Origin of the sequence: Methanonatronarchaeum thermophilum (assembly GCF_002153915.1) — an archaeon.
In the GTDB taxonomy this organism is placed as follows: Archaea; Halobacteriota; Methanonatronarchaeia; order Methanonatronarchaeales; family Methanonatronarchaeaceae; genus Methanonatronarchaeum; species Methanonatronarchaeum thermophilum.
In genome coordinates this window covers 108,545-134,494 of the sequence record NZ_MRZU01000004.1, presented here as the reverse complement: position 1 = coordinate 134,494, position 25,950 = coordinate 108,545, and the positions used below count along the sequence as shown (strand labels likewise).

The 25,950-nt window shown below is 39.7% G+C and carries 25 protein-coding genes; 17 read left to right on the top strand and 8 right to left on the bottom strand.

What is annotated here, in order from left to right; all coding sequences use genetic code 11:
• Positions 1–31 precede the first annotated feature (31 nt).
• The 3 genes from AMET1_RS05595 to nifB are packed head-to-tail and all read left to right on the top strand — an operon-like array spanning position 32 to position 3,101.
• On the top strand, positions 32–862 hold the full coding sequence (locus AMET1_RS05595; RefSeq protein ID WP_086637510.1) for a respiratory nitrate reductase subunit gamma: 831 nt from the start codon (positions 32–34) through the stop codon (positions 860–862).
• Positions 863–877: 15 nt separating this feature from the next.
• Entirely contained in the window at positions 878–2,218 is a 1,341-nt protein-coding gene (locus AMET1_RS05590; RefSeq protein ID WP_086637509.1) for a (Fe-S)-binding protein, read from the top strand.
• A gap of 1 nt (position 2,219) precedes the next feature.
• Positions 2,220–3,101 (top strand): nitrogenase cofactor biosynthesis protein NifB, encoded by an 882-nt coding sequence (gene nifB, locus AMET1_RS05585; RefSeq protein WP_201721294.1) that lies wholly within the window; start codon positions 2,220–2,222, stop codon positions 3,099–3,101.
• 70 nt (positions 3,102–3,171) lie between these two features.
• Here the strand turns inward: nifB and AMET1_RS05580 are convergent, their stop codons facing one another.
• The 3 genes from AMET1_RS05580 to AMET1_RS05570 all read right to left on the bottom strand — a co-directional run bounded on the left by AMET1_RS05580 (position 3,172) and on the right by AMET1_RS05570 (position 7,276).
• The gene (locus tag AMET1_RS05580) at positions 3,172–4,116 is read right to left on the bottom strand and encodes a sugar phosphate nucleotidyltransferase (protein WP_161490795.1); all 945 of its coding nucleotides are present in this window, start codon (positions 4,114–4,116) and stop codon (positions 3,172–3,174) included.
• 282 nt (positions 4,117–4,398) lie between these two features.
• Positions 4,399–5,751, bottom strand: coding sequence for a sodium-dependent transporter (locus AMET1_RS05575; protein WP_086637506.1), 1,353 nt, complete (start codon positions 5,749–5,751; stop codon positions 4,399–4,401).
• Between the two features lie 319 nt (positions 5,752–6,070).
• A complete protein-coding gene (locus AMET1_RS05570; RefSeq protein ID WP_086637505.1) occupies positions 6,071–7,276 on the bottom strand; it encodes a DUF401 family protein in 1,206 nt (401 codons plus the stop codon).
• A gap of 331 nt (positions 7,277–7,607) precedes the next feature.
• Here AMET1_RS05570 and cheY point away from each other — a divergent pair, with 331 nt between their 5' ends.
• The 9 genes from cheY (at position 7,608) to AMET1_RS05525 (ending at position 16,004) form a co-directional block, all read left to right on the top strand.
• Positions 7,608–7,970, top strand: a complete 363-nt coding sequence (gene cheY / locus AMET1_RS05565; protein WP_086637504.1) for a chemotaxis protein CheY — start codon at positions 7,608–7,610, stop codon at positions 7,968–7,970.
• A 12-nt stretch (positions 7,971–7,982) separates the two neighbouring features.
• Positions 7,983–9,005, top strand: coding sequence for a chemotaxis-specific protein-glutamate methyltransferase CheB (gene cheB / locus AMET1_RS05560; RefSeq protein ID WP_086637846.1), 1,023 nt, complete (start codon positions 7,983–7,985; stop codon positions 9,003–9,005).
• Positions 9,006–9,026: 21 nt separating this feature from the next.
• Positions 9,027–10,958, top strand: a complete 1,932-nt coding sequence (locus AMET1_RS05555; protein WP_086637503.1) for a chemotaxis protein CheA — start codon at positions 9,027–9,029, stop codon at positions 10,956–10,958.
• 31 nt (positions 10,959–10,989) lie between these two features.
• Entirely contained in the window at positions 10,990–11,601 is a 612-nt protein-coding gene (locus AMET1_RS05550; protein WP_201721292.1) for a chemotaxis protein CheC, read from the top strand.
• Entirely contained in the window at positions 11,598–12,782 is a 1,185-nt protein-coding gene (locus AMET1_RS05545; RefSeq protein ID WP_086637502.1) for a chemotaxis protein CheC, read from the top strand. Before AMET1_RS05550 ends, AMET1_RS05545 begins: the two co-directional genes overlap by 4 nt.
• Before the next feature lie 59 nt (positions 12,783–12,841).
• A complete protein-coding gene (locus AMET1_RS05540; protein WP_086637501.1) occupies positions 12,842–13,354 on the top strand; it encodes a chemotaxis protein CheD in 513 nt (170 codons plus the stop codon).
• A complete protein-coding gene (locus AMET1_RS05535) occupies positions 13,351–14,151 on the top strand; it encodes a CheR family methyltransferase (RefSeq protein ID WP_086637500.1) in 801 nt (266 codons plus the stop codon). Before AMET1_RS05540 ends, AMET1_RS05535 begins: the two co-directional genes overlap by 4 nt.
• A gap of 108 nt (positions 14,152–14,259) precedes the next feature.
• Complete coding sequence (locus tag AMET1_RS05530) at positions 14,260–15,426, top strand: inorganic phosphate transporter (protein WP_086637499.1); 1,167 nt, start codon at positions 14,260–14,262, stop codon at positions 15,424–15,426.
• Positions 15,427–15,497: 71 nt separating this feature from the next.
• Positions 15,498–16,004, top strand: a complete 507-nt coding sequence (locus tag AMET1_RS05525; protein ID WP_086637498.1) for a nitroreductase/quinone reductase family protein — start codon at positions 15,498–15,500, stop codon at positions 16,002–16,004.
• 92 nt (positions 16,005–16,096) lie between these two features.
• On the opposite strand, the gene AMET1_RS05520 is transcribed toward AMET1_RS05525, so the two are convergent.
• Positions 16,097–17,611 carry an AMP phosphorylase gene (locus AMET1_RS05520; RefSeq protein ID WP_086637497.1) on the bottom strand — a complete coding sequence of 505 codons (1,515 nt, stop codon included), beginning with the start codon at positions 17,609–17,611 and terminating at the stop codon, positions 16,097–16,099.
• 179 nt (positions 17,612–17,790) lie between these two features.
• Here AMET1_RS05520 and heR point away from each other — a divergent pair, with 179 nt between their 5' ends.
• From heR to AMET1_RS05500, 4 genes are all read left to right on the top strand, one after another.
• Positions 17,791–18,606 carry a heliorhodopsin HeR gene (gene heR, locus AMET1_RS05515; RefSeq protein ID WP_086637496.1) on the top strand — a complete coding sequence of 272 codons (816 nt, stop codon included), beginning with the start codon at positions 17,791–17,793 and terminating at the stop codon, positions 18,604–18,606.
• Between the two features lie 51 nt (positions 18,607–18,657).
• On the top strand, positions 18,658–19,584 hold the full coding sequence (locus tag AMET1_RS05510) for a nucleotidyltransferase domain-containing protein (RefSeq protein WP_086637495.1): 927 nt from the start codon (positions 18,658–18,660) through the stop codon (positions 19,582–19,584).
• 120 nt (positions 19,585–19,704) lie between these two features.
• Entirely contained in the window at positions 19,705–20,598 is an 894-nt protein-coding gene (locus tag AMET1_RS05505; protein WP_086637494.1) for a PH domain-containing protein, read from the top strand.
• Between the two features lie 7 nt (positions 20,599–20,605).
• Positions 20,606–21,397 (top strand): UbiA family prenyltransferase, encoded by a 792-nt coding sequence (locus AMET1_RS05500; protein WP_086637493.1) that lies wholly within the window; start codon positions 20,606–20,608, stop codon positions 21,395–21,397.
• Between the two features lie 93 nt (positions 21,398–21,490).
• On the opposite strand, the gene AMET1_RS05495 is transcribed toward AMET1_RS05500, so the two are convergent.
• Positions 21,491–22,807 (bottom strand): rhomboid family intramembrane serine protease, encoded by a 1,317-nt coding sequence (locus AMET1_RS05495; protein ID WP_236629462.1) that lies wholly within the window; start codon positions 22,805–22,807, stop codon positions 21,491–21,493.
• Here AMET1_RS05495 and AMET1_RS08000 point away from each other — a divergent pair.
• Complete coding sequence (locus AMET1_RS08000) at positions 22,758–22,934, top strand: hypothetical protein (RefSeq protein WP_201721323.1); 177 nt, start codon at positions 22,758–22,760, stop codon at positions 22,932–22,934. The two genes, AMET1_RS05495 and AMET1_RS08000, sit on opposite strands and share 50 nt — an antisense overlap.
• A gap of 428 nt (positions 22,935–23,362) precedes the next feature.
• Here the strand turns inward: AMET1_RS08000 and AMET1_RS05485 are convergent, their stop codons facing one another.
• The 3 genes from AMET1_RS05485 to AMET1_RS05475 all read right to left on the bottom strand — a co-directional run bounded on the left by AMET1_RS05485 (position 23,363) and on the right by AMET1_RS05475 (position 25,949).
• The gene (locus tag AMET1_RS05485; protein ID WP_201721291.1) at positions 23,363–24,178 is read right to left on the bottom strand and encodes an ABC transporter ATP-binding protein; all 816 of its coding nucleotides are present in this window, start codon (positions 24,176–24,178) and stop codon (positions 23,363–23,365) included.
• Positions 24,178–24,936 (bottom strand): ABC transporter permease, encoded by a 759-nt coding sequence (locus AMET1_RS05480; RefSeq protein ID WP_086637843.1) that lies wholly within the window; start codon positions 24,934–24,936, stop codon positions 24,178–24,180. Before AMET1_RS05480 ends, AMET1_RS05485 begins: the two co-directional genes overlap by 1 nt.
• A gap of 95 nt (positions 24,937–25,031) precedes the next feature.
• Positions 25,032–25,949: a substrate-binding domain-containing protein gene (locus AMET1_RS05475; RefSeq protein ID WP_086637490.1), complete on the bottom strand. Its 918-nt coding sequence runs from the start codon at positions 25,947–25,949 to the stop codon at positions 25,032–25,034.
• Position 25,950: the final 1 nt, after the last annotated feature.

Below are 25,950 nucleotides of genomic sequence, written 5' to 3'. Positions count from 1 at the left end.
TATAACGCAGTTAAAAAATAAGAGGCAAACAATGTTTATTGGTAGTCATTTCTATAGTGGGGTCAGCTTCCTAGCAATAATGGCCGTAGCAATGCTCACGGTATTTATTTTTGGAGCTGGACTCCTCTGGAAATTCAATATATACGGAAAGGGCTCACGCGAATGGATGGGAGACGCAGAGGAACCAGGAATAAAAAACTTCTTTAAAAGCTTCGCACACTCGGCCGAAGCAAAACCAGGAATAAAAAACATACTTCTAAACGGATTACTACAACTAAGGTTATTCAAGAGAAGCAAACTAAGATGGACAATGCACATGTCGATCTTCTGGGGATTCATGGCACTATTCCTACTTTCAATATACCTACTTCTCTACGAAATAATAACATACTACATACTCGGTTGGTCAATCGACTACTTCATAGCCGAAAGAGAATCACTACACGTAGCAATCTGGGGTAACCTATTCGGAATCATCTTAATGGTCGGCCTTGTAATGGCAGTATTGAACAGGTTTTTTGGAGAGCCAACAAAAAGAATGTCAACCGCCTACGACTGGGGGCCACTAGTCCTTCTAATAATAGTCAACATAACCGGATTTATGGCTCAGTTCGCAAGAGAAACACCATTCTACGGACACTTCCCAGAGATATTCGCCGGAAGCTGGGAATTCTTAGGTGGGGCAATAACACAAACCGAAATAGCCTTAGGACACGGAGTTATCTCACTACTATTCCTCGCAATACTACCATTCACCAAGTTCATACATTTCTTCACAGTACCACTGACACAGATGGCGAATTATGGAGAAGAATACAAGCCAAGAAAGGCTTATGGAAAAAAACACGAACCCGAAACATAACCAAGGTGTATTAAGATGGCTAAAAACAAACCAAATATAAATTTCAAAGCTCTTGAAGCCAAATCAATAATGGAGCTTGACGCATGCACCCGATGCGGTGAATGTGAAGATATATGTCCAACACGAGACGCTACAGACGACATCGACGTCGCCCCAAGAAGTAAAATCGACAGATGGAGACAATACATAAACCGTAACTACGGACTAAAAGCAAAACTATTCGGTCCAAAACCAGTTGAACCGGAAGAAATCGAGAAATTCCGAGACGACCTATACACATGCACAACCTGCGGAAGCTGCAAAGAAGTATGCCCCGTAAACATAGACACAGTAGAACTATGGGAATCACTACGACAAAACCTAGTTCTAGCAGGAGAAGGTCCATATGGAAAACAAGCCAAGTTCTCAGAGATACTCGAGAAATACCAGAACCCATATATGGAGGAAAAAGAAGAGCGGGTTAACTGGATACCCGAAGACATCGCGATAGAGGAAGAAGCTGAGATCGCCTACTTCACCGGATGTACAGCTTCACTCAGGATGAGAACGGTGGCCGCAGCAGCGATGCGAATCCTCAACGACCTCGAAATACCATTCACCTACCTAGGGGAAGACGAAGAGTGCTGTGGATCTGTGCTGCTTAGAACCGGGCAATACAGACAGCCAGGAGAAGAAAACGAACAAGAGAGAATCGTACGTAAAATGACGGAGAGAAACGTACAGCGATTAAAAGACAGAGGAGTTAAAAAAGTTCTTTTCAGCTGTGCAGGATGCTTCCGAACAGCCCTACTCGACTGGGAAGAGGTAATTGGAGAAGAAATAGACCTACAGTTCGTACATATCTCACAGTTCCTAGCAGACGTAATAAGAGAAGGAGACATAGAGTGGAGCGAAGATTGGGATGAAGATATGACAGTAACATACCACGACCCATGCCACCTAAGACTCGACCTCGAAATATTCGAAGACCCCAGATACGTCTACGAAAGCATACCCGGAATCAATTTAGTTGAAATGGAAAGAAGCCACAACCTAAGCAGATGTTGTGGAGCCGGAGGCGGAGTAAAAGCCGGAATACCCGAAGTAGCTGGAAATTCAGCTGAAACAAGATGTAGAGACGCATTAGAAACTGGTGCGGACATGGTATCAAGCGCCTGCCCATTCTGCAGGCTAAACCTCGGAGACGGAATAAAAAGCCTCATGGAAAGCGGTGAAATAGAAGAAGGACGTCTTGAAGCAGAAGACCTCGTAATAATAACCGCAAAAGCAATGGGCCTCAAAACCACGTTAAATGGAGATGAACCCGAAGAAACCGAAGAAGAGGCTGAAGAAAAAGAGGCTGAGGCAGAAGAATAAATTGAAAGAAGATAACTACCTATCTGTAAATGTAGAAGGACGGGATGTACCCTTCGATCCTGAACAGCTCAGGAAGATACAGAGCCATCCCTGTTTCAGCGAAAAAGCATGCAGTCGTTTCGGGAGAATGCATCTCCCAGTAGCCCCTAAATGCAACATACAATGCAACTACTGCATACGAAAATACGACTGCGTGAACGAAACCAGGCCCGGCGTATCCAGCGACGTACTGACCCCACAACAAGCCATAGAGCGAGCTAGCGAGATGTTCAAAAAATATCCATACATCAAAGTAGTGGGTGTAGCCGGGCCTGGCGAACCCCTCTACAATCCAGAAACATTCGAAACCCTCAAACTAATAAAAAAGAAATATCCCAACAAAATCTTGTGTATAAGCACAAACGGACTGTTACTACCTGATAAAATCGAAGAACTAACCGAAATCGGGATATCCAACCTAACAATAACAATCAACGCTATAGACCCGAAAATAGGTAAAGAAATCTATTCATACATAAAATACAACGACAAAGAATATAGAGGCCAAGAAGCAGCTGAAATACTTATAGAAAAACAGCTATCAGGTCTTGAAAAGGCAATGAAAACAGACATGATAATAAAGGTCAACACCGTATTGATACCAACTGTAAACGAAAACCACATAAAAGACATAGCTAAAAAAATACATGAAAAAGGAGTCTACCTCCAAAACATCACTCCATTAATTCCACAATACAAACTTAAAGATATAGATCCTCCTACACGAGAACAGAAAAAAAAGATACAGGAAGAATGCAGCGAATACGTAAGGCAAATGAAACATTGCCGACAATGCAGGTCTGACGCTGTAGGAAAGTTAGGTGAAGACAAATCTTGTCAATAAAACAGAGATGGTAAGAGATCTTCTTTAAACCCCTAATATCACATTTGTTAGGTTTATATATTTTTTTGTTTTAGTTTTTTTGTTTTTGTTTTTTGTTGCTGAGGATTTTGTTTTCTATTTTTTCTCCAACCAGTTTTTTTCCATCTATTATGGCTCTGTTGAGTTTGCAGTTTTTTATTTCTGAGTTGCCTACGATGATGCTTTCCTTGATAGTTGAATTCTTTATTTTAGAGCTTTCAATGTATGTCTGCTTTATTTCTGAGTTCTCTATTTCGGAGGATACAAATGTGTTTTCTCCAACAACGGTCGTGTAAGCATCTATATATCCTTTTGAAGTTCCAATGTCGAACCAGTTTCCTTCAAACTTGAAAGCCCTAACCTCCTCATGGTTAACCAACCATTCTATAAAATATCCCGGTGAATCTGGATTTAAACCCTCATCCATATACCGACTGAGGTTTTCAACTCCTCTCTCCGATAATATATAGAAAGCGATACTGATCAAATTAGACAGAGGTTCTTTAGGTTTTTCTTCAAAATCTACAACCCTTTCACCACGTACCTCTAGCACTCCAAACTGGCTTGGATCCTCATCCAAATCATAGGCGGCTAAACACGAACCATCTCCATCTGAATAGAAATCTATGAAATCTGAAAGTGAGAATGAAACATAGTTATCTCCAGCAACTATCAATAATGGGCCTTTCAAGTTTTTCGACGTAACTATCTGGTGTAGGGCTCCAATGGCTCCAGGTTTCTCCCCCTCCTTCAAAGAGTCTTCAACAACTACCTCAACGTTACTGTATCCATTGGATTCTATATATCTCTCGAAATCCTGTTGAAATTTTTTGTTGGTGGATAGGTATACCTTGTCGACACGGTCTTCCCTAACTATCTCCTTCAATAAATAATCAACTATTTCGCGTTTACCTAACGGCAATAAAGGTTTGGCTTTGTCTTTGGTTAAAGGCCATAGCCTTGTTGCAAATCCACCTGCAAGTACAATAGCATCCATATTTAATCCTCGAATCCCCATTCCGTCTTACTTTTTCGGGAAACGCCGAACCAAGAATAAGAGTTAAAACACCATATATTTTAGCCTAAATCAAACACTCGGTTTGAAGAAAAACCTTCTTTAATTAATTCAAATTAAAAACAATATTGTTTGAATTTGTAGCTATATTTTCTATAGTTTAAAAATTTCTTAGGCACTTAACAATGTAAATAAAAATAGTTGTTGAGAAACCCATTAACGGGCTTCTCGTTTAAATTTTCTTTAGCTTTCCGGATTGGGTTTTTAGAACAGTCCAGTTATCCAGTCTATGTAGCTTACTCCAGCGTATTCAGCTAGATACCAATCAAAGTTGAGTAGTAACACTATGCCTATAATGATTAGTATTGGGATTCTTACGTGCCAGAGCCATGCTCTTATGAGGCTTCTGTTACCAACTCCCTTGGCCAGTTCTTCTTCGGCTTCTTCGTAAATCCATCCAACGAATACCACTAGGAAGAACATACCGAGTGGTAGTAATATGTACGCTGTTAGGTGATCGTATATATCGAGCCAATATAGGTCCAACGCCACTGGAACTCCTGTTAGGAATATTGCTAGGCTGACTGCGCTGGCTGCTATCTTTCTGTCTATTCGGAAGTTGTCAACGATGAATGAAACAACTACCTCGAGTATGCTTATTGCACTGGATAAAGCTGCTATCAGTACTGTAAAGAAGAACAAGAAACCTACTACTTCAGCAGCAATTCCTGGTAATTCAGCGATTGCTCCCCCAAGGCCTACGAAGAGTTCTCCTGCTCCACCTTCGCCTGGTGAAACTCCTATTGTGAAAAGTATTGGGAAAACGACGAAACCGGTCATTATAGCTATCAATGTGTCTAGACCAACGATTGAAGCACCATCTTTACCTAAGTTTTTGTCTTCACCTAAATAAGAAGAATAGGTTATCATTGCACCCATACCAAGCGATAAGGTAAAGAATGCCTGTCCTGCAGCAGCAGGTAATATCGATGTCCAGTTTTCAGCTAGAACAGCGAAATCAGGTTCTAGATACCATGAAATACCGTCCATAGCGCCTTCTAGTGTTAATGCATATATTCCAAGGAATATTAGTAAAACGACTATTGCTGGAACCATTAGTTTAACCGCTATCTCTATACCACGTTTTATTCCGAAGAAAACAATTCCTCCGGTTAACAACATGAATACGGCGTGGAATGCTAGGGCGTCATACCCCATGGCTATTGAATTAAAATAGGCCGTAGGGTCTGCGAAGTAGGCTCCTGTGAGGCTTGCTCCAGCATATCGGAAGACCCATCCACCGACAACGCTGTAAAAAGCAAGTATCACAAAGGCTGTTACAACACCTATTGCTCCCGCGAACATCCATTTCTTGTAACCAAGTTCTTCAAAAGCGTTAATTGGATTACGCTGTGATCTACGTCCGATGACGAATTCGACGAGCATTGCGGGGAAACCTATTGCAAAAATAAACAATAGGTAGATCAATAGAAACGCTGCACCACCTTCTTGTCCAACCTGGAAAGGGAAACGCCATATGTTTCCCAACCCGACTGCGCTACCTACTGCAGCCAGGATAAAACCCATCCGGGTTGCCCAGTTTTCTCGTTCAAACATTTCTTTAAAAAACTCATACTATTCCCTTAAATACCTTTCGGAAAAAAACACCACATTAATCATTAAAAAACCCATATTTATGACAAAAACATCACAAAAACACCGTTTTTCAAATCAAAAAACCCCAAACCACCCAACACCAATCAGACTGTTAAACAAAAACACACCACAACACAAACCACGAAATCTAAAAAAATAAAAACAAAACAAAAAAGCTGTTTAAACACAAGATAACAAAAAAACAAATTAATTAAATTTAATTTAAAATTTAATTTTGGGTTTTTGTGGAGTAATTGAGGTTTTTGTCGGTATTGGGTTGTTAAAGGAATATTAAGACGAGTATTAGGTTGTATATTAGTAGTATTGAGATTGGTTTTGCTATTTGTTTTAGGTTTTTTATTAGGTCTGAGTTGAAGTATTCGGTTGTTACGACTAGGCATAGGTGCACTGGTGATGCGAGGTATCCGAGGAAGCAGGATACGAATAGTATGCTTATGTGTATTGGTTGGAGTTCGGGTATGAATGGTATTATTAGTGGGAATGATATTCCAATTGCTGCCATACCTATTCCGGTCACCATGGCGATTATGAATGGTATTAGTAGTACTATTAGTTCGATTGGGATTCCTATTGCTCTTGATATGTCTACGATTATTTCTAGTGAGCCGGTTTCTGTTAATATTTCTCTAAAGAACATTATTCCGAATACAGCGAGCACTAGGTTTGGTGGGAATCCTTCCTTCATTATTTTTATTGTTTTTTTGGGTTTTAGGCGTTGTATGTTTTGTATTATTAGGAGGAGGAAGGCTAGTGGTACGAAGTATCGCAGGCTTATACCTGTTACGCCGTATAATGCTATTGCTATTAGTATTGGGGCTAAACCGTAGATAACTGTCCATGTTCCGTTGTAATATCCTTTATTTCCCTCTATATCTCCTTTTTTTAATGGTCGTATGTAGAAGATGTATCCTAGTATTAGTGCTATTATTGCTACTGGTATTTGTATTAATATTAGTTGGTATATACTTACTTCTCCTAATCTTGCTGCTAGAACTAGGTCTGGTGAGAAGGGGAATATGAAGAAAAAGAAATGTCTGAACCAGAAGTTTATTACGGTTTTTTCTTCATTTGTTGAGCCTAGTTTATCTGCTTCTGGCTCCATTACTGGTGCTGACATTAAAGCGCCACCAGGCATTGGTAGTAGGCCGAAGATTGCTGGTATTGCCCCTACTGTTCCTCTGCGCGACATTAATGATCGGAATCCATCTAATACTCGGTCTATCTGGCCGGTTTCTTTCATTCCGACTCCGATCATGTTTATGAATATTACCAATACGATTAGGTCTATTGTGCTTGGGTCTCTCAGTGTGTTTATAGTGGATTCGATTAGTTGTGTTGGGGTGAGCTGGCTTGTAATCGCTACGGTTAATGCCCCTATAACCATAGCGATTCCGTAATCTATTTTTATTCTAACTAATGCGATTATGATTAGTAATCCGAGTATAACTCCTGTTAAAGCAAGCATTTTTTTATATGTTTAAGGGTTGTTTTTTTGGTGGTTTAGAACTGTTTGGATGAGTTTTATCTTTAGTGTTTTATTTATAACGTCTTGAGTTTGGGTTTTAGGGGTTTTTAAAACCTATTTGTTGTTAAGTGGGTTGTTTTTAATGTTTAAGGCCATGGTTGGGTTTTATATAATAATATTTGGTGGTTTTTTCTTTTTTCAGTTTTAGATTGTTGTTTGTTTGTGTTTTAGTTGGTTTTTTTGTTGTTTGTTTGTGTCTTAGTTGGTTTTCTTTGGGTTTAAACAAAATCTATAAAAGCGGTAAAAGTGTATATTAGTTTCAGTGATATGTATGTCTCAGAAAATAATGGTCGTTGATGACTCTGACTTTATGAGGAATCTTCTTAAGCAGATTCTTGAGGAAAAACACAATGTGATTGGGGAGGCTGAGAATGGTGCTGACGCTGTTCAAAAATATTTTGAGCTGGAGCCGGATATAACTATGATGGATATTGTTATGCCTGTTAAAAATGGTATTGAGGCTACTGCTGAGATTAAAAAACGTGATTCTGGTGCTAAAGTAATTATGTGTACCTCTGTTGGTCAGGAGAAGAAGATGGAGAAGGCGATTGAAGCTGGTGCTGATGGTTATATAACGAAGCCTTTTCAAAAACCAAGTGTGATGGAAGCAATTAATGATGTTGTTTCTAATTAAATGGGATTTAAGATGGTTCGGGCTTTGATAACCGATGACTCCCGGTTTATGCGGGAGGTTTTGAAGAATATCCTTGAGAAAGGTGGTGTAGATGTTGTTGGTACCGCTGAAAACGGTTTAGATGCCGTTGAGAAGGTTGAGCGGCTTAAACCTGATGTAGTTACTATGGACATTGAAATGCCTAAGATGGGTGGTTTAGAGGCTATTGAATCGATTATGGATAGACATCCAACACCTATATTGGTTATCAGCAGCCATTCAACTGAAAACGCTAAGTTGACAATGGAGGCATTGGATCGGGGGGCAATAGATTTTTTCGTCAAACCGGGTGGGGATAAATCTATCGAAATCTCCAAAATGTCAAACGAACTTGTAACCAAGGTAGAAGCGGTTGCTGGGACAAAACCGGTTAGAGATTTCAAAGGAGATACCAAAGTTAGGGGCGTTGGGGATATAACTGATGACCCCACACTAATTATTGGTGCTTCAACCGGCGGTCCAAAATGTGTTGAAACAGTACTATCGATGCTTCCATTGGAAGCCGGTTTTAGGGTGATAGTTGTACAGCATATGTCCAGTCCCTTCACTAAACAGTTTGCTGAACGGCTTAATCGTTCATCTGAATATGAAATATGGGAGTCCAACCAACGTGATAAGGTTGGTGTTGGGGAGGGAGTTGTTGCTCGTGGTGGAAACCATCTTAAGGTAGTTAGTTATCGAAATGGAGTTATTGGGGTGCGTTTAACCGATGACCCACCGGTGAATAGTATCAGACCCGCCATAGATGTTACAATGGAGTCTGCTGCCCGTAAAATAGATGGTTTCTTGGTAGCCACATTGCTTACAGGGATGGGTCGCGACGGTGTAGATGGTGCTAGAGAGGTTAAGAAGGTTGGTGGGTCGGTTATCGTTCAAGATGAAGCCACAAGCCAAGTTTTCGGTATCCCAAAGAGAGCGATAGAGGCCGGTGTTGTGGATAGGGTTTTACCTATAAACGAGATACCTGACAGTATCTTGGATGTGGTTATGAGTTAAGTTAAATTATGGTGTTTTGCGATGGAGGAATATTTAGAGAGTTTTGTGCTTGAAGGCAAGGAGATGTTGACCGAGATCAATAATGCCTTGCTTGAAATAGAGAAAGACCCAGGTAATAGAGAGGCTATTGACTCTGTTTTTAGAGCCGCTCACACACTTAAAGGTAATTTTGGAGCCATGGGTTTTAAAGGGGCTAGTGACCTTTCACATGCTATAGAAGACCTTCTTGATGGGGTTCGGGCTAGAGAGATAGAGGTCACAAGTGAAAACATGGATTCGGTTTTCAAAGGCGTTGACACTATCGAAAGGATGTTAAATGAGATAGAGGAAGGTGGTGAGACCAGTGTTGACCCAACCCCGATAATCAAAGAGATTAGATCTAAAATAAAGGATTCAAATCCACCTGAAACAGATAATGGTGATCAGTTAGGTAGAGATTGGCTTGAAGATATCGATTCAGATAACGGACAGTTCTATGTTGAAGTTAACCTCGAAAACTTGAATATGAAGGGCGTGGACGCAAAACTACTCTTCAAATCATTTGATGGGTTAGATGTTGTTAAATCAAACCCACCGATGGATGATGTATTAGAAGGCAAGTATGAAAGTTCTATAGAGTTTGTATGCTCCCTAGAGAATGGTGTTGATAGTTTCAAGGAGAAACTGGACAACTCCAGTAAGGTTGGAAGTTACGTTGTAAAACCTGTTCAAGAGGTTTTTGGGGACAACGAACATGGTTTCGATGTCGAAGATGGTGTTGAACTAGATGTCGAAAAGCCAGCTAAAAACCAATCCATGGAGAAGATTCAGTCTGTAAGGGTAGATACAGACCAGATAGATTCATTGATGAACCGTGTTAAAGAGCTTGTTACAACAAGAATACGTATTAGACAGTCAATAGAGAGTGGAGAGACACTTAAAGTTGAAAAAGAACTTAAAGAACTGGATAAACTTTCATCAAAACTTCAAAACATCGTTATGGATATCCGGTTGGTTCCTCTAAAAAAAGTTGTCGGTAAGTTCCCAAGAATGGTTAGAGACCTCGCAAACTCCGAAGGAAAAAAAATAAATCTAGTTATAAAAGGAGACGACCTAGAGCTTGATAGAACAGTTCTAAATGAAATCGGAGACCCATTAATGCATCTACTTCGTAACTCAATTGACCATGGTATAGAACTACCTGAAGAAAGGGTTAAAGCAGGTAAACCAGAGGTTGGAGAAATAGTCTTAGAAGGCCGGCAAGAACAAGGTAAAGCAGTTATAGAAGTACGTGACGATGGGGGAGGGCTAGATGCAGAAGCGATTAAAGAGAAAGCTATTGAAAGAGAGGTTGTAACCGATAGTCAAGCCAGTGAAATGACCGATAACGAAGTTTACGAACTCATCTTTGAAAGCGGTTTTTCAACAACAACCGAGGTAACAGAGGTCAGTGGCCGTGGAGTCGGTATGGATGTTGTTAAAAACACTATATCAAAACTTGATGGCTCGATCGATATAACAAGCGAACCTGGAGAGGGAACAACAATAAAACTTTCACTACCATTCACCGTCAGCATCGTCAAAGTACTGCTTATAGAGGTAGGTGACGATGTTTTCGGAATACCTGTAAAACATCTAGACAAAATACTGAACATGAAAAAAACCACAAAGGTGGATGGACAGGAGATAATGGATATCGATGGAGAAACCTACAGAGTCTACAGACTCGGAGAGATATTCAACATACCAAACTCAACCGACAAAGGCATGTCCCTTAAGATAAAGGACGAAATCAGTTCAATGGCTTTACAGTGTGACCGGGTCATAAAAATCGAAGAGGTTGTAGTTAAAACCTACGGCAGTCTTGTAAGCAACACCCCTGGAATAGCGGGAGCCGCTATAATGGGTGAAGGAAAAGTAATAAACATAATCGACGTGGACACATTAAAAAAAGCTGAAAAACAACTAAAATAAACAAAAAATTGATTTGGTGATTTAATTGAGCATGATGATAGATATAAGAAAACTTAGTATGTTTAACGAAATGGCGAACGAAGGCGCAAACACCGTAGCAAACCAACTGACACAGATGACACAGATCGAAACCGAAATGCAGATAACTAAAATAAACTTCCTAGACATAGAAAACATCCGAGCACACATGGGATACGAAGACCGTATAGCCGTTAGAATAAATATCGAATCGATGCCCAATGGATGTATATTAATATTCTTCGATGAAAAAAGTGCTAAAACACTTTCACAAGTAATGCTAGCCGGAATGGTCGATGATAACAAAGAAGACGGTGAGTTCAACGATATGGAACAAAGCGCAATACAAGAAATAGGCAACATAATGACAAGCGGATTCATAGACGGATGGGCCAACGTATTAGAAACCACAATAGAGATCGGTACACCAACATTCTACCACACAAGCGGAAGCAACATAGTAGATGAAGAAATACAGTTCGAAGACGACGACATAGCACTACTATTCGATTCACGGATACACACACCTAAATCAGAAACAGACTCAATATCCGGAGAAATATACGTATTTCCAAACCTAAAAGACCTAGTAAAAATGATGAATGAGATAGAGTTGAAAACATGAAGATACAGATAGACTCACTTGGCTCCTTCAACCGGATGGCTATGAAAGGAGCTGACACCGCCGCAAAAAGCCTCTCAATGATGGTGAACCAAGATATAGATGTAGAGATCACAAAAGTAGATTTCATTCCAATAGAAGAACTAAGCAAACAGATGGATCAAAACAAATATAGAGGCGTATCCATCACATACCAAGGTGGTTTACAAGGAGGATCAATACTAGTATTCCCACCAAAAGGCGCCAGAAAAATCGTGAAATCCGTAATGCCACTAGCAGGAGACGAAGCAGGAGACGAATTCGGCGAAATGGAACAAAGCGCAATACAAGAAATAGGCAACATAATGACAAGCGGATTCATAGACGGATGGGCCGACATGCTCCAAACAGACATAGACATATCAACACCCAACTACATCGAAGACAACTGGAACAACATGGTCGAACAAGAGATAAACCAAAACGCAAACACAGACTTCATAATAGCGTTCGTAAGCAAAATGAAAACAGTTGGAAAAAGCATTAAATTCTATTTCTACATGTTCCCTGAACCAAACTCACTAGAAAACGCCCTAAACAGCCAGAGCACAAAAAAACAAAAACCAATAGACACAGAAGGACTCAGAAAACTGAACGAAGTAACAAAAACAAGCGCCAACCAAATATCCGAAAACCTAAGCATGATGACCCAGATGCCAACAAAACTCCAAATACTCAACCTAAACTTCGTGCCAATAGAAGAAGTAGGAAACGGCTTCAGCAACGGAAGTTGCATAGCAAACGTATTCAAATTCGAAGGAAGCCTAAGCGGATACGTAATGATAAAATTCAGCGAGAAATCAGCCAAAGACCTAACAACCAACCTATTAGGGAAAAAACCAGAAAACGGTTTCGGCGAAATGGAACAAAGCGCAATACAAGAAATAGGCAACATAATGACAAGCGGATTCATAGACGGATGGGCCGACATGCTCCAAACAGACATAGACATATCAACACCCAACTACATGCACGACATGGGTAAATCCATAGTACAATCTGTATTAAGCCTGATGGCAGAAGACCAAAAATACGTATTCCTATTCGACACAAAAATAGACGCAGCAGACCAAGAATTCGAAAGCGACGTATACGTATTCTTCGAAAACAAAAGCATACGACAAAGCCTAAACAAAATAACATAACATAACATAAAATAACCTAACTCAAAAATAGTTAATTTAAACACAAGACGTGATAACTAATGAAAATCATTAGCGATCGAGACGATGTCGGTAAAGACAATAAAGAGATAAATGTAGGCATTGGAGACTACCAGATAACTGAAAATGGAAACACCCTTAAAACCAATGGACTTGGTTCATGCGTTGGAGTCGCAATATACGACAAAAAAAATGAAATAGCAGGCCTACTACATGCAATGCTACCTTCCTACGAAGACTCAAGAGACACAAATCCAGCTAAATATGTAGATACAGGAATAGAAAAACTCGTAAACCAAATGGCTGAAAAAGGATCTAACAAAAAACATCTAGAGGCGAAAATCGTCGGTGGAAGCAACATGTTCGATTTTTCTGGAGAAAATGGAACAATTGGTGAAAGAAACACGAAAGCAGCCCGAGAAAAACTCAAAGAACTAAACATACCTCTAAAAAACGAGGACACTGGCGGTAAATATGGAAGATCGATAAAACTAAAACCCAGATCATGGAACCTAGAAATCAAAAGCGTGAAGAAGGGGGTTAAAGAAATTTGACAAAAGATTTCAACCAGCTAATAAACTACATAGAACGGAAACTATCCTTCCACGGAACCTACTACGAAAAAAAATACCTCAAACGGCGGATAAGAAGCCGTATGAAAAGAACAAAAACCGATTCATACAGCGAATACCTACAAAAACTAAAAAAAGACCAAAATGAACAAAAAGAACTACTAGACACACTCAAAGTAAACGTCACAAAATTCTTCCGAAACAAAGACGTATGGAGCGAAATCGACACAATAATACAAGAACTGATGGAAGAAAAACGAAGACCGAAAATGTGGAGCGCTGCATGCAGCGATGGACGAGAAGCCTACTCCCTAGCAATGCTATACCTAAAAAACAACGGTTCCTCACTAACAAACAACATAGTAACAGGAACAGACATAGACGAAAAAGCATTAAAAAAAGCAAAAAAAGGAGTCTACAAATCAAGTCGAACCGTAGACATAGAAAAACAACTCTCATACCTAAAAAACCATAACGAATACATCGAAAACGATGGACAAACATACAAAATTAAACAAAAAATAAAAAAACTCTGCAACTTCCAACACAAAGACCTCATCGCAGACAAAATAAACAAAAAATTCGACCTAATCCTATGTCGAAACGTATTCATATACGTATCAAACGACTACAAAATGCCAATATTCAAAAGCCTCCAACAAGCACTAAACCCAGGTGGATACCTAATAATAGGCAAAACAGAAACAATGCCATACAAACTAAGAAAAGACTTCAAAACAATAAACAGACGACTAAGAATACACCAAAAAAAACAATAACCAAAAACAATAACCAAAACAAAAAATCAACAACCAGATAAAACAATATAATTTACACAAAAAATATAACCAATAAAAATATTTCAAAGTAACACAATTTTCCCATGGATGTTTGAGCTAGTTCTCCTATTAGGTGTGTTAATCGCAGTTTTCGTTGGATTTAACATAGGTGGATCATCCGCCGGTATCTGCTGGGGAGTCCCAGTAGGAGCTAATGTAATAACAAAAAACGGTGCCGCAATACTCTTCACCTTCTTTGTATTTCTAGGTGGCTGGACCGTAGGCCGACACGTAATAGACACATTAGGAAGAGGCATCGTACCCAGCGATATGTTCACACTCCAAGCCAGCATAATGATCCTACTATTTATAGGTCTAGGAATATTAATCGCAAACCTATACAGTGTCCCCGTACCAACCTCCATGACCGCAGTAGGGTCAATCGCAGGACTCGGATTAGCAACAGGAACCTTAGATTGGGAAGTACTCGGCCGAATAGTAACATGGTGGCTAGTAACCCCAGTACTCGCTTTCTGGGTAGGAGCCGTAACCGGACGTTACATCTACCCATACTTAGAACGATACTTCAAATCAGAGAGATCAGAAGGACCTCTCCTAGACATCCAGTACAATAAAAAAATACCAAAAATAAAGTTAGGGCCAAACACAACCAAACAAGAGATCGCATCAATATCTATAGTGATCATAATCGGTTGTTTCATGGCCTTCAGTGCCGGAGCATCCAACGTACCAAACGCTATCGCCCCCCTTGTAGGAAGCGGGGAACTAAACGAAAACCCAGCAATACTAATCGCAGCTCTAGCAATCGGTTTAGGCGGATTCACAATCGCAAGACGAACAATGGACAGCGTTGGAAACGACCTAACCGAACTACCATTACTAGCAGCCGTAGTAGTATCAGTTGTAGCAGCAACAATAACAACAGGCCTCTCATACATAGGCATACCAATAAGCCTAGTCATGGGAACCGTAATGACAATCGTTGGACTAGGATGGGGACGAGCAAGCAGAGTATCCACAATCCAACAAGTAGCAACAGGAGAAGGCAAGATAGACCTAACAATAAACCCATTACTAGCCGACAAACCAAAAAAAGTAGCAAAAATAGGAGAAGAAAAAATCGAAGACATAGACACCGGAGAACAACTAGTAAGACCAAAAGCAATAGCCCGATTCATCTCCCTCTGGATAATAGGACCAACAGTTTCAGCAGGACTATCATACACCTTCTTCATCCTATCACCAATAGTCTAAAACAAAACAAAACAATCACCAATAGTCTAAAACAAAACAAAACAAAAAAGAAAATTTAAATTGAAGAAAAAATGTCAAACCAAAAAACCGGATTACTACACCACATAATATGGTTTGAAACAAAGATATTCAATCCAATTATAAAGAAAATACTTACTTCCAAACTTCACTGGCCATTAAGCAAGAAATTTATGTTAATCACCTATAAAGGCCATAAAACTGGAGAAAAATACACAACACCCCTCTACTACCGAGAAAAAACAAACACACTGTTTGTGTTAACCATGAAAGATGGTGTAAAGTGGTGGAGAAACTTTAAAAAACAACACCCAGTAACCATACAATACAAAGGAAAAAAGATCAAAACAACAGCAAAAGCAGAAAAAAACCCAGAAACCATTGAAAAATACCTAAAAGAAATGATAACCCAATCAAATACATGGAAAATATTTTTAAAACTATATGGAATCCCCATAAACCCTAACAAAAAACAACTAAAACAGGCCTCAAAAAAAACAATACTGGTAAAATTCAAAAAACACCAAAAACAAACCAAAAAACTAAGAAAACAAAATTGAAATAAATAAACTTCCTCCTCCTTTGGATAGGTGGAGTTTAGGTTATGTAGATAATTGGTTTTGAAGTCGTTTAGGTGGGTTTTTCTGGTTTTTTAGAGCTCTGGTATTCTTTCAAGGACTATTCCTTCTACTCTAAGGGGGAAGTGTTTTTTAGCTTCTTTCATTCCTTCTTTTAGTTTCCATTTTTCTTCGGCGTACATATGTATCAATGGGTCTCCTTTGCATACTTCGTCGCCTCCTTTTTTACATATCTCCAGTCCTGCTTTTTTGTCAGATGGCGAGCCTAGTGCTCTAGCTATATTGACTATTGATTTATTGTTTACTGAGGTGACGTATCCTTCTGAAGGGGCTGTTAATGTTTCTTTGTGTTGGCCTATTTCTATGTCTTCGCTGGTGATGTCGGGGTTGCCTCCTTGTGCTTCTATTATTTCTTTGAATTTTTCTAGTGGCTTTCCATTTTTCAGTAGTTCTCTTGCTTTTTCGGTTCCTTCATCTTTTGAGGAGGTTCCGGCCATTTCAAACAACATGCCTGAGAGGGAGCATGATTTTTCGATCAGGCTTTTTGGGGTTTCTTTTCCTTCTAGTGCCTTTAATGCTTCTCGTGCTTCAAGTGCCGGTCCAACGGCACGGCCTATTGGTGAGCCTCCGTATGTGATTGCACACTCGATTTCCATATCTAGGCGTTCACCTATCTCTATAAAATCCCTTGCTAGTTTGGAGCCTTCTTTACGGTCTTCTATCTTTGTGCCATCGCCAACAGGTATGTCTATAACGACTTTATCTGCTCCAACAGCAATTTTTTTCGCTAGTACGCTGGCTATTAATATTGATACTGGGTCTAGGGCTAATGGATATTCGGCTCGAATTATTTCATCGTCTGCGGGGGCTATGTGGGTTGCTCCACCCCAGACTATCGCAGCACCTACTTGTTTTGTGATTTGGTATATCTCTTCTGCGGTAAATTTAACGGGTGCTAGAACCTCCATTATGTCTGCGGTTCCTGCGGCACCGGTTATCGCTCTTGAAGATGTTTTTGGGATATACAGGCCGGCTGCAGCAACTATTGGGACTATTAGTAAGGTTATTTTGTTTCCAGGGACACCTCCAATGGAGTGTTTGTCGACAATCGGATATTCGGTGAACTCAAGGCTATCCCCATATTCAACCATGGCTTCAGTCATCCATTGAACCTCATCCATAGACATATCTCTAATTGAAACTGCGGTTACCAATGCAGATAGTTCATAGTTACTTAAATTACGGTTGGCGATATCTTTTATCAATTCAAACATTTCTTCTCTTGATAAAAACTCTCCGTATATTTTTTTACGTACATAGTTAGCTGAGTTAGGTCTTCCTGTAGGGGTTAACTCGACTAAATCCCCTTCTACTACGCCTATTTTATCTGAAAAATCAGAAACAAGTCCTACCTCATCGTCACCAACAATCTCGCTGGTTAGTGCGATGAAGGTGGTTGCAGACCCGGTTTTACCGCTGACACGAACCCGGTTTCCATGGCAGACACCGAGGGACCTGGCCACTTCATCGCTTAAAATTGCTTTTTCACCATCGATTTTCAGGTCGAGAATCCTAGATTTAAGCTCCATATATAGTAATGGTTTGGTACTACAGAAATAACTGACCTATCTCTTAACAAAAAGAAAAGATATTTAAGTTTAGATTTATTTTATTTGGTTTAGTCGTTTTAGCAAGTTATCATCTATGTTATGGTTGAAAAAACAAAGTATTATCTTATTTTAATGCAACTTATGTTTGAGGTTATATTTTGGACAACATAGAAAGAAGGAAAGCTATATCTAATTCAGAAATTAGTTTTAGCAATTTAAGGAAATTTAATATCAAGGCTGGTGTTTTACATCTATTTCAGGGAGTTTTGTTAGTTGTACTTGGTTTTTGGTTGGAGTGGTCAAGAGATATCTATACTTTCTATCTAGATTTTGAGGTTACCAACGGTGTTTTTAAGGTTTTACCAGACCCAACGGTATTTTTCACTATTGAATATCTAGGTGTAATTCTTGCTTCGTTCCTATTGATCTCTGGATTCGCCCATATCTATATTGCTTACTTTAAAAACAAAAAATACAATCAATATCTCAGTCAGGGAATGAATCCATACCGGTGGTTCGAATATTCAATCTCCAGCTCGATAATGATCGTGTTGATTGCGCAGTTCGTTGGAGTTTGGGATTTCTGGTCACTGGTAATGATATTTGTATTGAACGCAATGATGATCATGTTCGGCTATCTCATGGAGAAAATCAACAGCCTTACACGAAAGGTCGACTGGACAGCATATATACTAGGAGCTATATCCGGTTTCACCGCTTGGGTTGTTATAGCCGCATACTTCATAGCTGCATTAAGCACTGCAGAAACACAACCACCCACATTCGTCTACCTAATCCTTGTAGTTTACTTCATATTGTTCAACACCTTCTCCCTTAACATGGTTTTGCAGTATAAAGGGATTGGCAGATGGAGTGACTATCTATATGGAGAAAAAACCTACATAGTGCTCAGCTTAACAGCTAAAACAGCTCTTGCTTGGTTAGTTTTCGTCGGAGTTTTCTCACCATTCTAACACCAAACGTAGGGAAACTAAAAACCATAAAAACAACAATAGAAACTTTAGATGAAAGACATAGAACTAAGAATCAGAGATTTCTTTAGAGTAGGACATATGTTGTTCTCAACAGTTAGATACAGCCAGGGAGACAAAGTAGAAGCCCTACTTAGGTATATAGAACATAAAGACGGAGGCAGGGAAAGCGATATAGACAATAAAAAATACCGTAAACTTAGTTTCGAACAATCATTTGAATACCTAAAGAAAAACAAACCAAAATACATCGAAAAGGTCAGTGGTAACCAACGTCAATTGATACCTAAAACAGATATAGACAAAATCTATAGGCCTGAAAAAAACACCTACAGCGGTATCGCCCAAAAGGTTATAGAACTATTTGTAGAGATAGGGGTCAGTAGAAATTCTATCGGCCTAACAGGATCTAGGTTGGTTGGATTACAAACGCCAAATTCAGACATCGATTTAGCTGTATATGGCAAAAAAGAATTCAATAAAGCCCGAGACGCCATTCAAAAATTGATAGAGAAAAAAAAGTTAAAGCCTTTTGAAGATACAGATTGGAGAAAAGCCTACGAAAAACGCCAACCCTCACTAACATATGAAGAGTTCGTTTTCCACGAAAAAAGAAAAAACAATAGAGCAAAAATAAACGGCATTCCACTGGACCTGCTCTTCGTTAGAAATCAAAAGGAACTCCCCTCAAAAGATTTCGAAGGAACAAAAACCAAAACAAAAAAAATTACTGGAACCGTTATCGATGACTCAATGAACTTCGATTCACCCGCAATATACAAAATAAAACACCCAACAATCGACTACGTACTATCCTACACACATACATACGCAGGGCAGGCCTACAATGGAGAAGAGATAGTTGCAAGAGGCGTACACCAAACAGGAGTTAAAGAGATATTGATAGTTGGCACATCAAGAATTGCGGAAGGAGAATACATAAAAACATTGAAGGACTGAGATCACCTATACCTCACACTACCTAAATAAGAGAACTGGTTTGTTAGATCAAAAAGATATTGAGTCCCGACAAATTTATAGTAACAGGTTCTTAGGAACCTGGCTGGAGGTTTTAATTGGATGGATTTTAGACATGAGTTGATGGATGGTGAAGAGTTTGTTGAAGAGATGTCTCCACATCCACTGTCATTTTTAGGGCTGTATTTAATTTTTTTATACCCCATCGCATTAGGCATTGTTTTCGTGTTTTTCCATGAAGACCTGGTAAGTTATTTCTCAAACCTACTGATGATTGAAGCCGCGGGAATTTGGACAACTATCGCGGTTTGGTGGGTTTTATTGATAGTTCCAGCTATAATCATAGCTTTATTGAAAATAACATGGAAATGGCTTGCATTATATCTAGCCATTACAACCGGCCTAACCTTACTCAAAATATATAGTTGGGTAGAGATAGCGCACATGAACTACATCCTAGTCGTTATCGGTTTGGTAGGTTTAGTTATATCTGAATACTACCGCCGTCAACATCATTTCTATCTAACAAACCAACGAATCATAACCGAACTCGATTTCTTTGGTAAAAAAACCCGTTCATTGATGTACAGCCGGGTAAACGATTTAGTTGTTCAGAAATCTTTTTTAGGAAAATGGTTCGACTACGGAACCATACTACCCATAACCGCATCTGGATTCGGTTTAACCAGCGATATGTCGATGGCTGGAGGTGGTGTCGGTGGTTCATTAGATAGGTTTGGCGGAGGTTTAGGTTTAGGTTTCGGTGGGCTTAAAGGAATACAAGATGCACGTGGCCGACCATACTACATACTTTACGGTGTAAGTGAATCTGAAAGAATCTACCGTAAGATATCAGAGTTTATACGGCAAACCGAAAACACCCCATACCTAAAAAAGATATCTAGCGATGTTGAAACATTAACAAATCAAAAAAGAATGGATCAAGGAGGAACAGAATCTGAAGCCAAGGAGCCTCAGGATAATAAGACCAATTAACTGTTTTATGGCTTCAATAGCAGTTTTAATAGGAGGGGCCGTCGCAGGAGACCTCAGCCAACCACACTACCAAATAAACATAGCACTAGCTATGTTGTCAGCATTCATCATCACTGGAGCTGGGAACACTATAAACGACTATTATGATATCGACATCGATAAAGTGAACGCACCAACTAGACCCATACCATCTGGAGAAATAAAACAAAATACCGCCCATAAACTATCTATAGCTCTATTTATAGTTGGAGTTGCACTCTCCATATTCATTAACGTTGTCTGCCTCGTTATAGCAACAATAAACTCCCTATTACTGTATTTTTACGCAAGAAATCTCAAAGGAACCCCATTAATAGGTAATTTATCTGTTGGGATTTTAGTTGGAACAACATTTCTATATGGTGGAGCCGCTGTCGAAGGACTAGCTATCGCAACAATACTATTCATACTCGCAACAACAGCTACGATAGGCAGAGAGATAGCTAAAGACATAGAAGACATCAAAGGAGATAGAGGTGTCGCCGACACAGTAGCTACAAAATACGGAATAAACAACTCAGCCAACCTCGCAATAGCCATGACAGTTATCGCCGTATCTATGAGCCCACTCCCATACACATTAGAGATATTCGGAATAGAATACCTAGCCACCGTCATGATAGCAAACATAATCTTCATCACAGCCGCAATCCAACTCCTCAAAGAAAAAACAATAAAATCAGCAAGCAAATTCCAAAAAAACTCCAAAACCGCTATGATAACAGCATTAATCTCATTCCTAATAGGAAGCCTACTCTGAAAAACAAAACAAAACAAAATAAAACAAAATACGGGAACATAGAAACCTAATAAAAATAGGTAATCTCAAGAGGTTAAGGGTCTTAATTCTAGTTTATGGTATTGGTGATTTGATTTCAGCGATAATGCCTGTGAATTCGTTTGAATACAACCATAATTTGTCGTCAATTAATTCAAATGTGAAATCTTTCTCATCAACTTCATACTGCTTGTCTTTTTGTATTGAGATGTTGAAATCTACTTCACCAACCCCCATAACCATGTAGGACCTGTTTTCAACATCGAAACCGACATATAATTCAACTCCACTGACTTCAAGACCCGTGGACTGATGGTTTTTAGCAAATAAGTTTTCAACGCCATGTTTTGAATCTATCCATACACTACCTACATTATCCCCTGAAACAGGAGCTATCTCGGAGTAATGTATATCGACTCTCTCATAATCCAACAAACCCCCTACATAAAGCGAGTGCGTGCGCTCAGAAACTAATTCTTGAGGAGATGCAATCAACGTGTATATCTTTTTGTCTTCATTGTAGACCAAAACACCCTCACCAGGCTGGAACCAGAACTCATATCCCTCAACCTCTATCGAGTGGTCAGGCACTTCCGGTGACTCCATAGTTGCTTTCGCTCCAACAAAGGTAAAAGAGATCAATAATGTGAATAAAATGATTAAAAGAACCGATGTTTTCCAAACCTTATCTTTTGACAACCCCCTATCTATAACATTCTTTTTCCGGCCCAAACTCTTCAAAGACGGTTTAGAAGATCTAGGTTCTGCATCTACATACTTCCAAAACAGATATATCAATGCAGCTAAAACCAAAACCAAAATAAACCCTGCTGCACTGAAAAGAACATACTCTCCATCCAACACATAACTGAAAGGTTGATCAAGCCCCATCATCAAACCAATAATGAAAACTGCGAAAAACACATAAAGAGGTTCAGGTTTCTTAAAACCGCCTCTATAAAAATAATAGGCCATTGCAATCAGAATACCTACCAAAAAACCAAGTAAGTGAGCCCAGATACCAACCCCAGCCCATGTAGGTTCTGCAACAACTGTAGTAACCCTAGTAACCTCGATTGGAACCAATAAAACCGAAACAAAATTGTTCAATATAATGTTCACCAACAACAACACAATCACTAAAACTGGAGCCAGCACCGCGCAAAACCCTATTAAAGCGAAAACTATTGCAGAAAAACCTATTCCAGGTGGAGTTCCCATAGACAAACCTATTCCAACAACAAACCAGATGAATGGAAATACAACAAGTGCTCTAAAAGCAGGCCAAGACAACAAACGGCTTAAATAACCAGTTCCAACCAACCTAGTGTCCTTAACACCAGTGTTAAAAATTATCTCTGCAAGTGGAGCAAAAACCAAGGTTGCAAGCATATTGGAGAGAAGGTGGTTAAAACTCATATGGGACCAAGAACTCAAAACCATACCAATAGGGTTGGAAAAAGAGTTTGATGCAAAAGGCAGCCATAAAGGATTGAAAAAATCCCAAAACCCCCTTTGAACAGACAGATAAACCAATACATTAAGAGATATAATGACAAACGTACCAACAGGTAGAGAGAGATACAGACGCCTACCTACAAACTCTCTAAACTCACTCCAACGCTCCTTGTTGCTAAAAACCAACAAAACGACAATAAAGGACAGTACAAATATCGTCGTCAACCTGAACAAAGATTCAATCAACACAAATACCCCAACAACCCAAAAACCATGACACACACAAATATCTCTATAAATTTTAGTAGGTTAGAAATAGAGTATGTGTTTAAAAAACAAAAACACTTCCATCTACACAACAAAAAACTCTATTAAACTCTGTTATCTCGTTCAGCGCAATATTTTCTGAGTTATAGATAGGAGAAGATGGTTGGTTTGGCTTATACCTTCTTATTATTCAGATATTTTGTTTAGGCTGTTCTTGTTTTTTTAGTAGACGAGTTTTCCTTCTATAAACCTCTTTGTTTTTTGGTTTTTTGGGTTGTTGAATATTGTTTCTGCATCTCCAACTTCCAGTATCTGACCGTTTATTATTACTGCAACTCTGTCAGCTATTCTTTCCGCTTGATTCATGTCGTGTGTTGCCACTGCTATTCCAATTCCTTTCTCTCGTGCTTTGTGTATAGCTTCTTCTATTATGGCTGTGTTTCTGGGGTCTAGATCTGAGGTTGGTTCGTCTAAAAGTAAGTATTCTGGTTCGTAGGCTAGGGCTCGGGCGAAGGCTACTCTTTGAGCTTCACCTCCAGAAAGGGATGAAGCATCTTTTTGGATGTAGTCTTCAAGCCCCACTATCCGGAGTTTTTCAACAACACGGGGGTCTGTGTTTTTGTTGAGTACTCCGGTAAAGTATCGGTTCAACCGGTCTCGCCATGTTTGCCTGACCTTTAATCCATATTTAACGTTGTTGTGTACCGAAGAATTGAATAAATTGGGTCTTTGAAAAACCATACCGATTTTACGTCGTAAAGAAAGTCTTTGTTTCTTTGAAACCGACCAAACATCTTTGTTATCGAAAAATACGTTCCCTTCATCTGGTTTATAAAAAAGTGAAAGAAGCCTCAGCAAAGTTGTTTTACCAGTTCCAGACGGCCCGATTACGGCAAGAACCTCTGAACTCTCTAACTCAAGGTTCACGTTCTCTAGAATTGGAGAATCGAATCCGAAACTAACATCTGTGAGAGAGATTCGATCCATAACTCCTTTATCATCAAACTTATCTTTATTCTTGGTTTTCAGCATTGACATCAGTCTTTACCTCCAGAGACACGGCTGTATCCAAGACGTATCAATATTCCATTTATAAGTAAGACAAGTGCTACTAGTATACCTCCTAAAACCATTGCGGTTTCAAATCTGCCTTGCCTTGCTTCAAGCTGTATCGCGGTTGTTAATGTCCTCGTGATGGATGTTCCATCATAACCAGCTATATTGCCCCCTACAATTAAAACAGATCCTACTTCGCTTATAGCGCGTCCAAGGCCGGCTAAAACTGCTGTAACAATTCCGGCTCTAGCCTCTTTGATTGTAACCAGTGAAACATCGATTTTTGTACCGCCCATAGCATATGCTGCGTCACGCACACCCTCCCTAACCCCCATAACTGAGGATAGGGCAACTCCGGTTATCACTGGTGTTGCTAAAACGAATTGGGACATTATCATCGCTTCTTTTGTAAACATCAAGTCAAGGGTTCCTAAGGGACCTTGTTTAGACACGGCAAACAACACGACCAATCCAACTACAACGCTTGGGAAACCCATACCGGTGTTTATTACTGAAACAACAAGTTGTTTACCAGGGAAATCTGTGAAGCCGACAACCATTGCGACTGGAATACTGAACAACGTGCTGAAAAAAACCGCAGTTAAACTCACATACAGAGAGACATAGATAATACTGGTTATGTAGTTCCAGCCGAAATCAACCTCTATGCCGATTAGGCCTAAAACGGTTGCAACGAAAGAGGTTATAATCCCTGAAATCAACGCTACGATCAGGTCCATTATCTCGCTAAATACCTCTATAAACGGTAGGTAGTGCAGTGGTTCCAATGCAATGGTTGCCAGGTCCATATTAATTCAATAAAATAGTGTTGTTTTTATTTTCTCCATTCCTTTGGTACGTATTGCTGGAAGTTTGGTTTATCTGAAATTGCTTCTGGGTAGAATAATTGCTCTCCTTCTACTGTGTAGTCTTCGATTATCTGCTGGCCTTCTTTGGATGTTATGAAACCTATGTATGCCATTGCAATATCGTATTTAACGTCATCATGGACTCCTGGGTTTACAGCCATTATTCCATATGGGTTTGCCAGTATTTCTGGACCGTCTTCTATTGGACCTTCAACCATTATATGTAAGTCAAGGTTGGCCTTCATCGATATGAATGTGCCTCTATCGGCCAATGCATATGCATCGCTTCCATCTGCTTGGTTAAGTACTGGACCCATGCCGTCACCAGCTTCTCTATACCATCCGCCTCCGGGTTCGTTTTCGGCGAGATCCCATATATCTAGTTCTTTTACGTGTGTGCCTGAGTTGTCTCCTCTAGATACGAAGGTTGATTCGGTTTCTGCTATTTTATCTAAAGCGTCAGGTGCGTCTTCCATTCCCTGTATCCCTGCAGGGTCGTCTTCTGGACCGACTATGATGAAGTCGTTGAACATTATGTCTCTTCGGTTAACGCCTTTGCCATCCTCTAAGAACCCGTCTTCTAGTTCTCTTGCGTGAACCATGACGACGTCCGAGTCTCCTCGGCGTGCGGTTTCCAATGCGGCTCCTGTTCCCTGTGCAACTGCTTCGACGCTTACTCCATATCTTTCTTCAAATGCCCCGTTCAATGCATCGAGGAGTCCGGTGTCGTATGTGCTTGTAGTTGTTGTTAAGGTTAGTTTTTTATCTGCTATGAGTGGTAGTTCTCCAGTATCTCCATTAAAATCTAGGCATCCAGCTACTCCAACGGTGGTTGCACCCACTGCGGCTCCGCCTATTAGTTTTAAAAAATCTCTTCGTTTCATT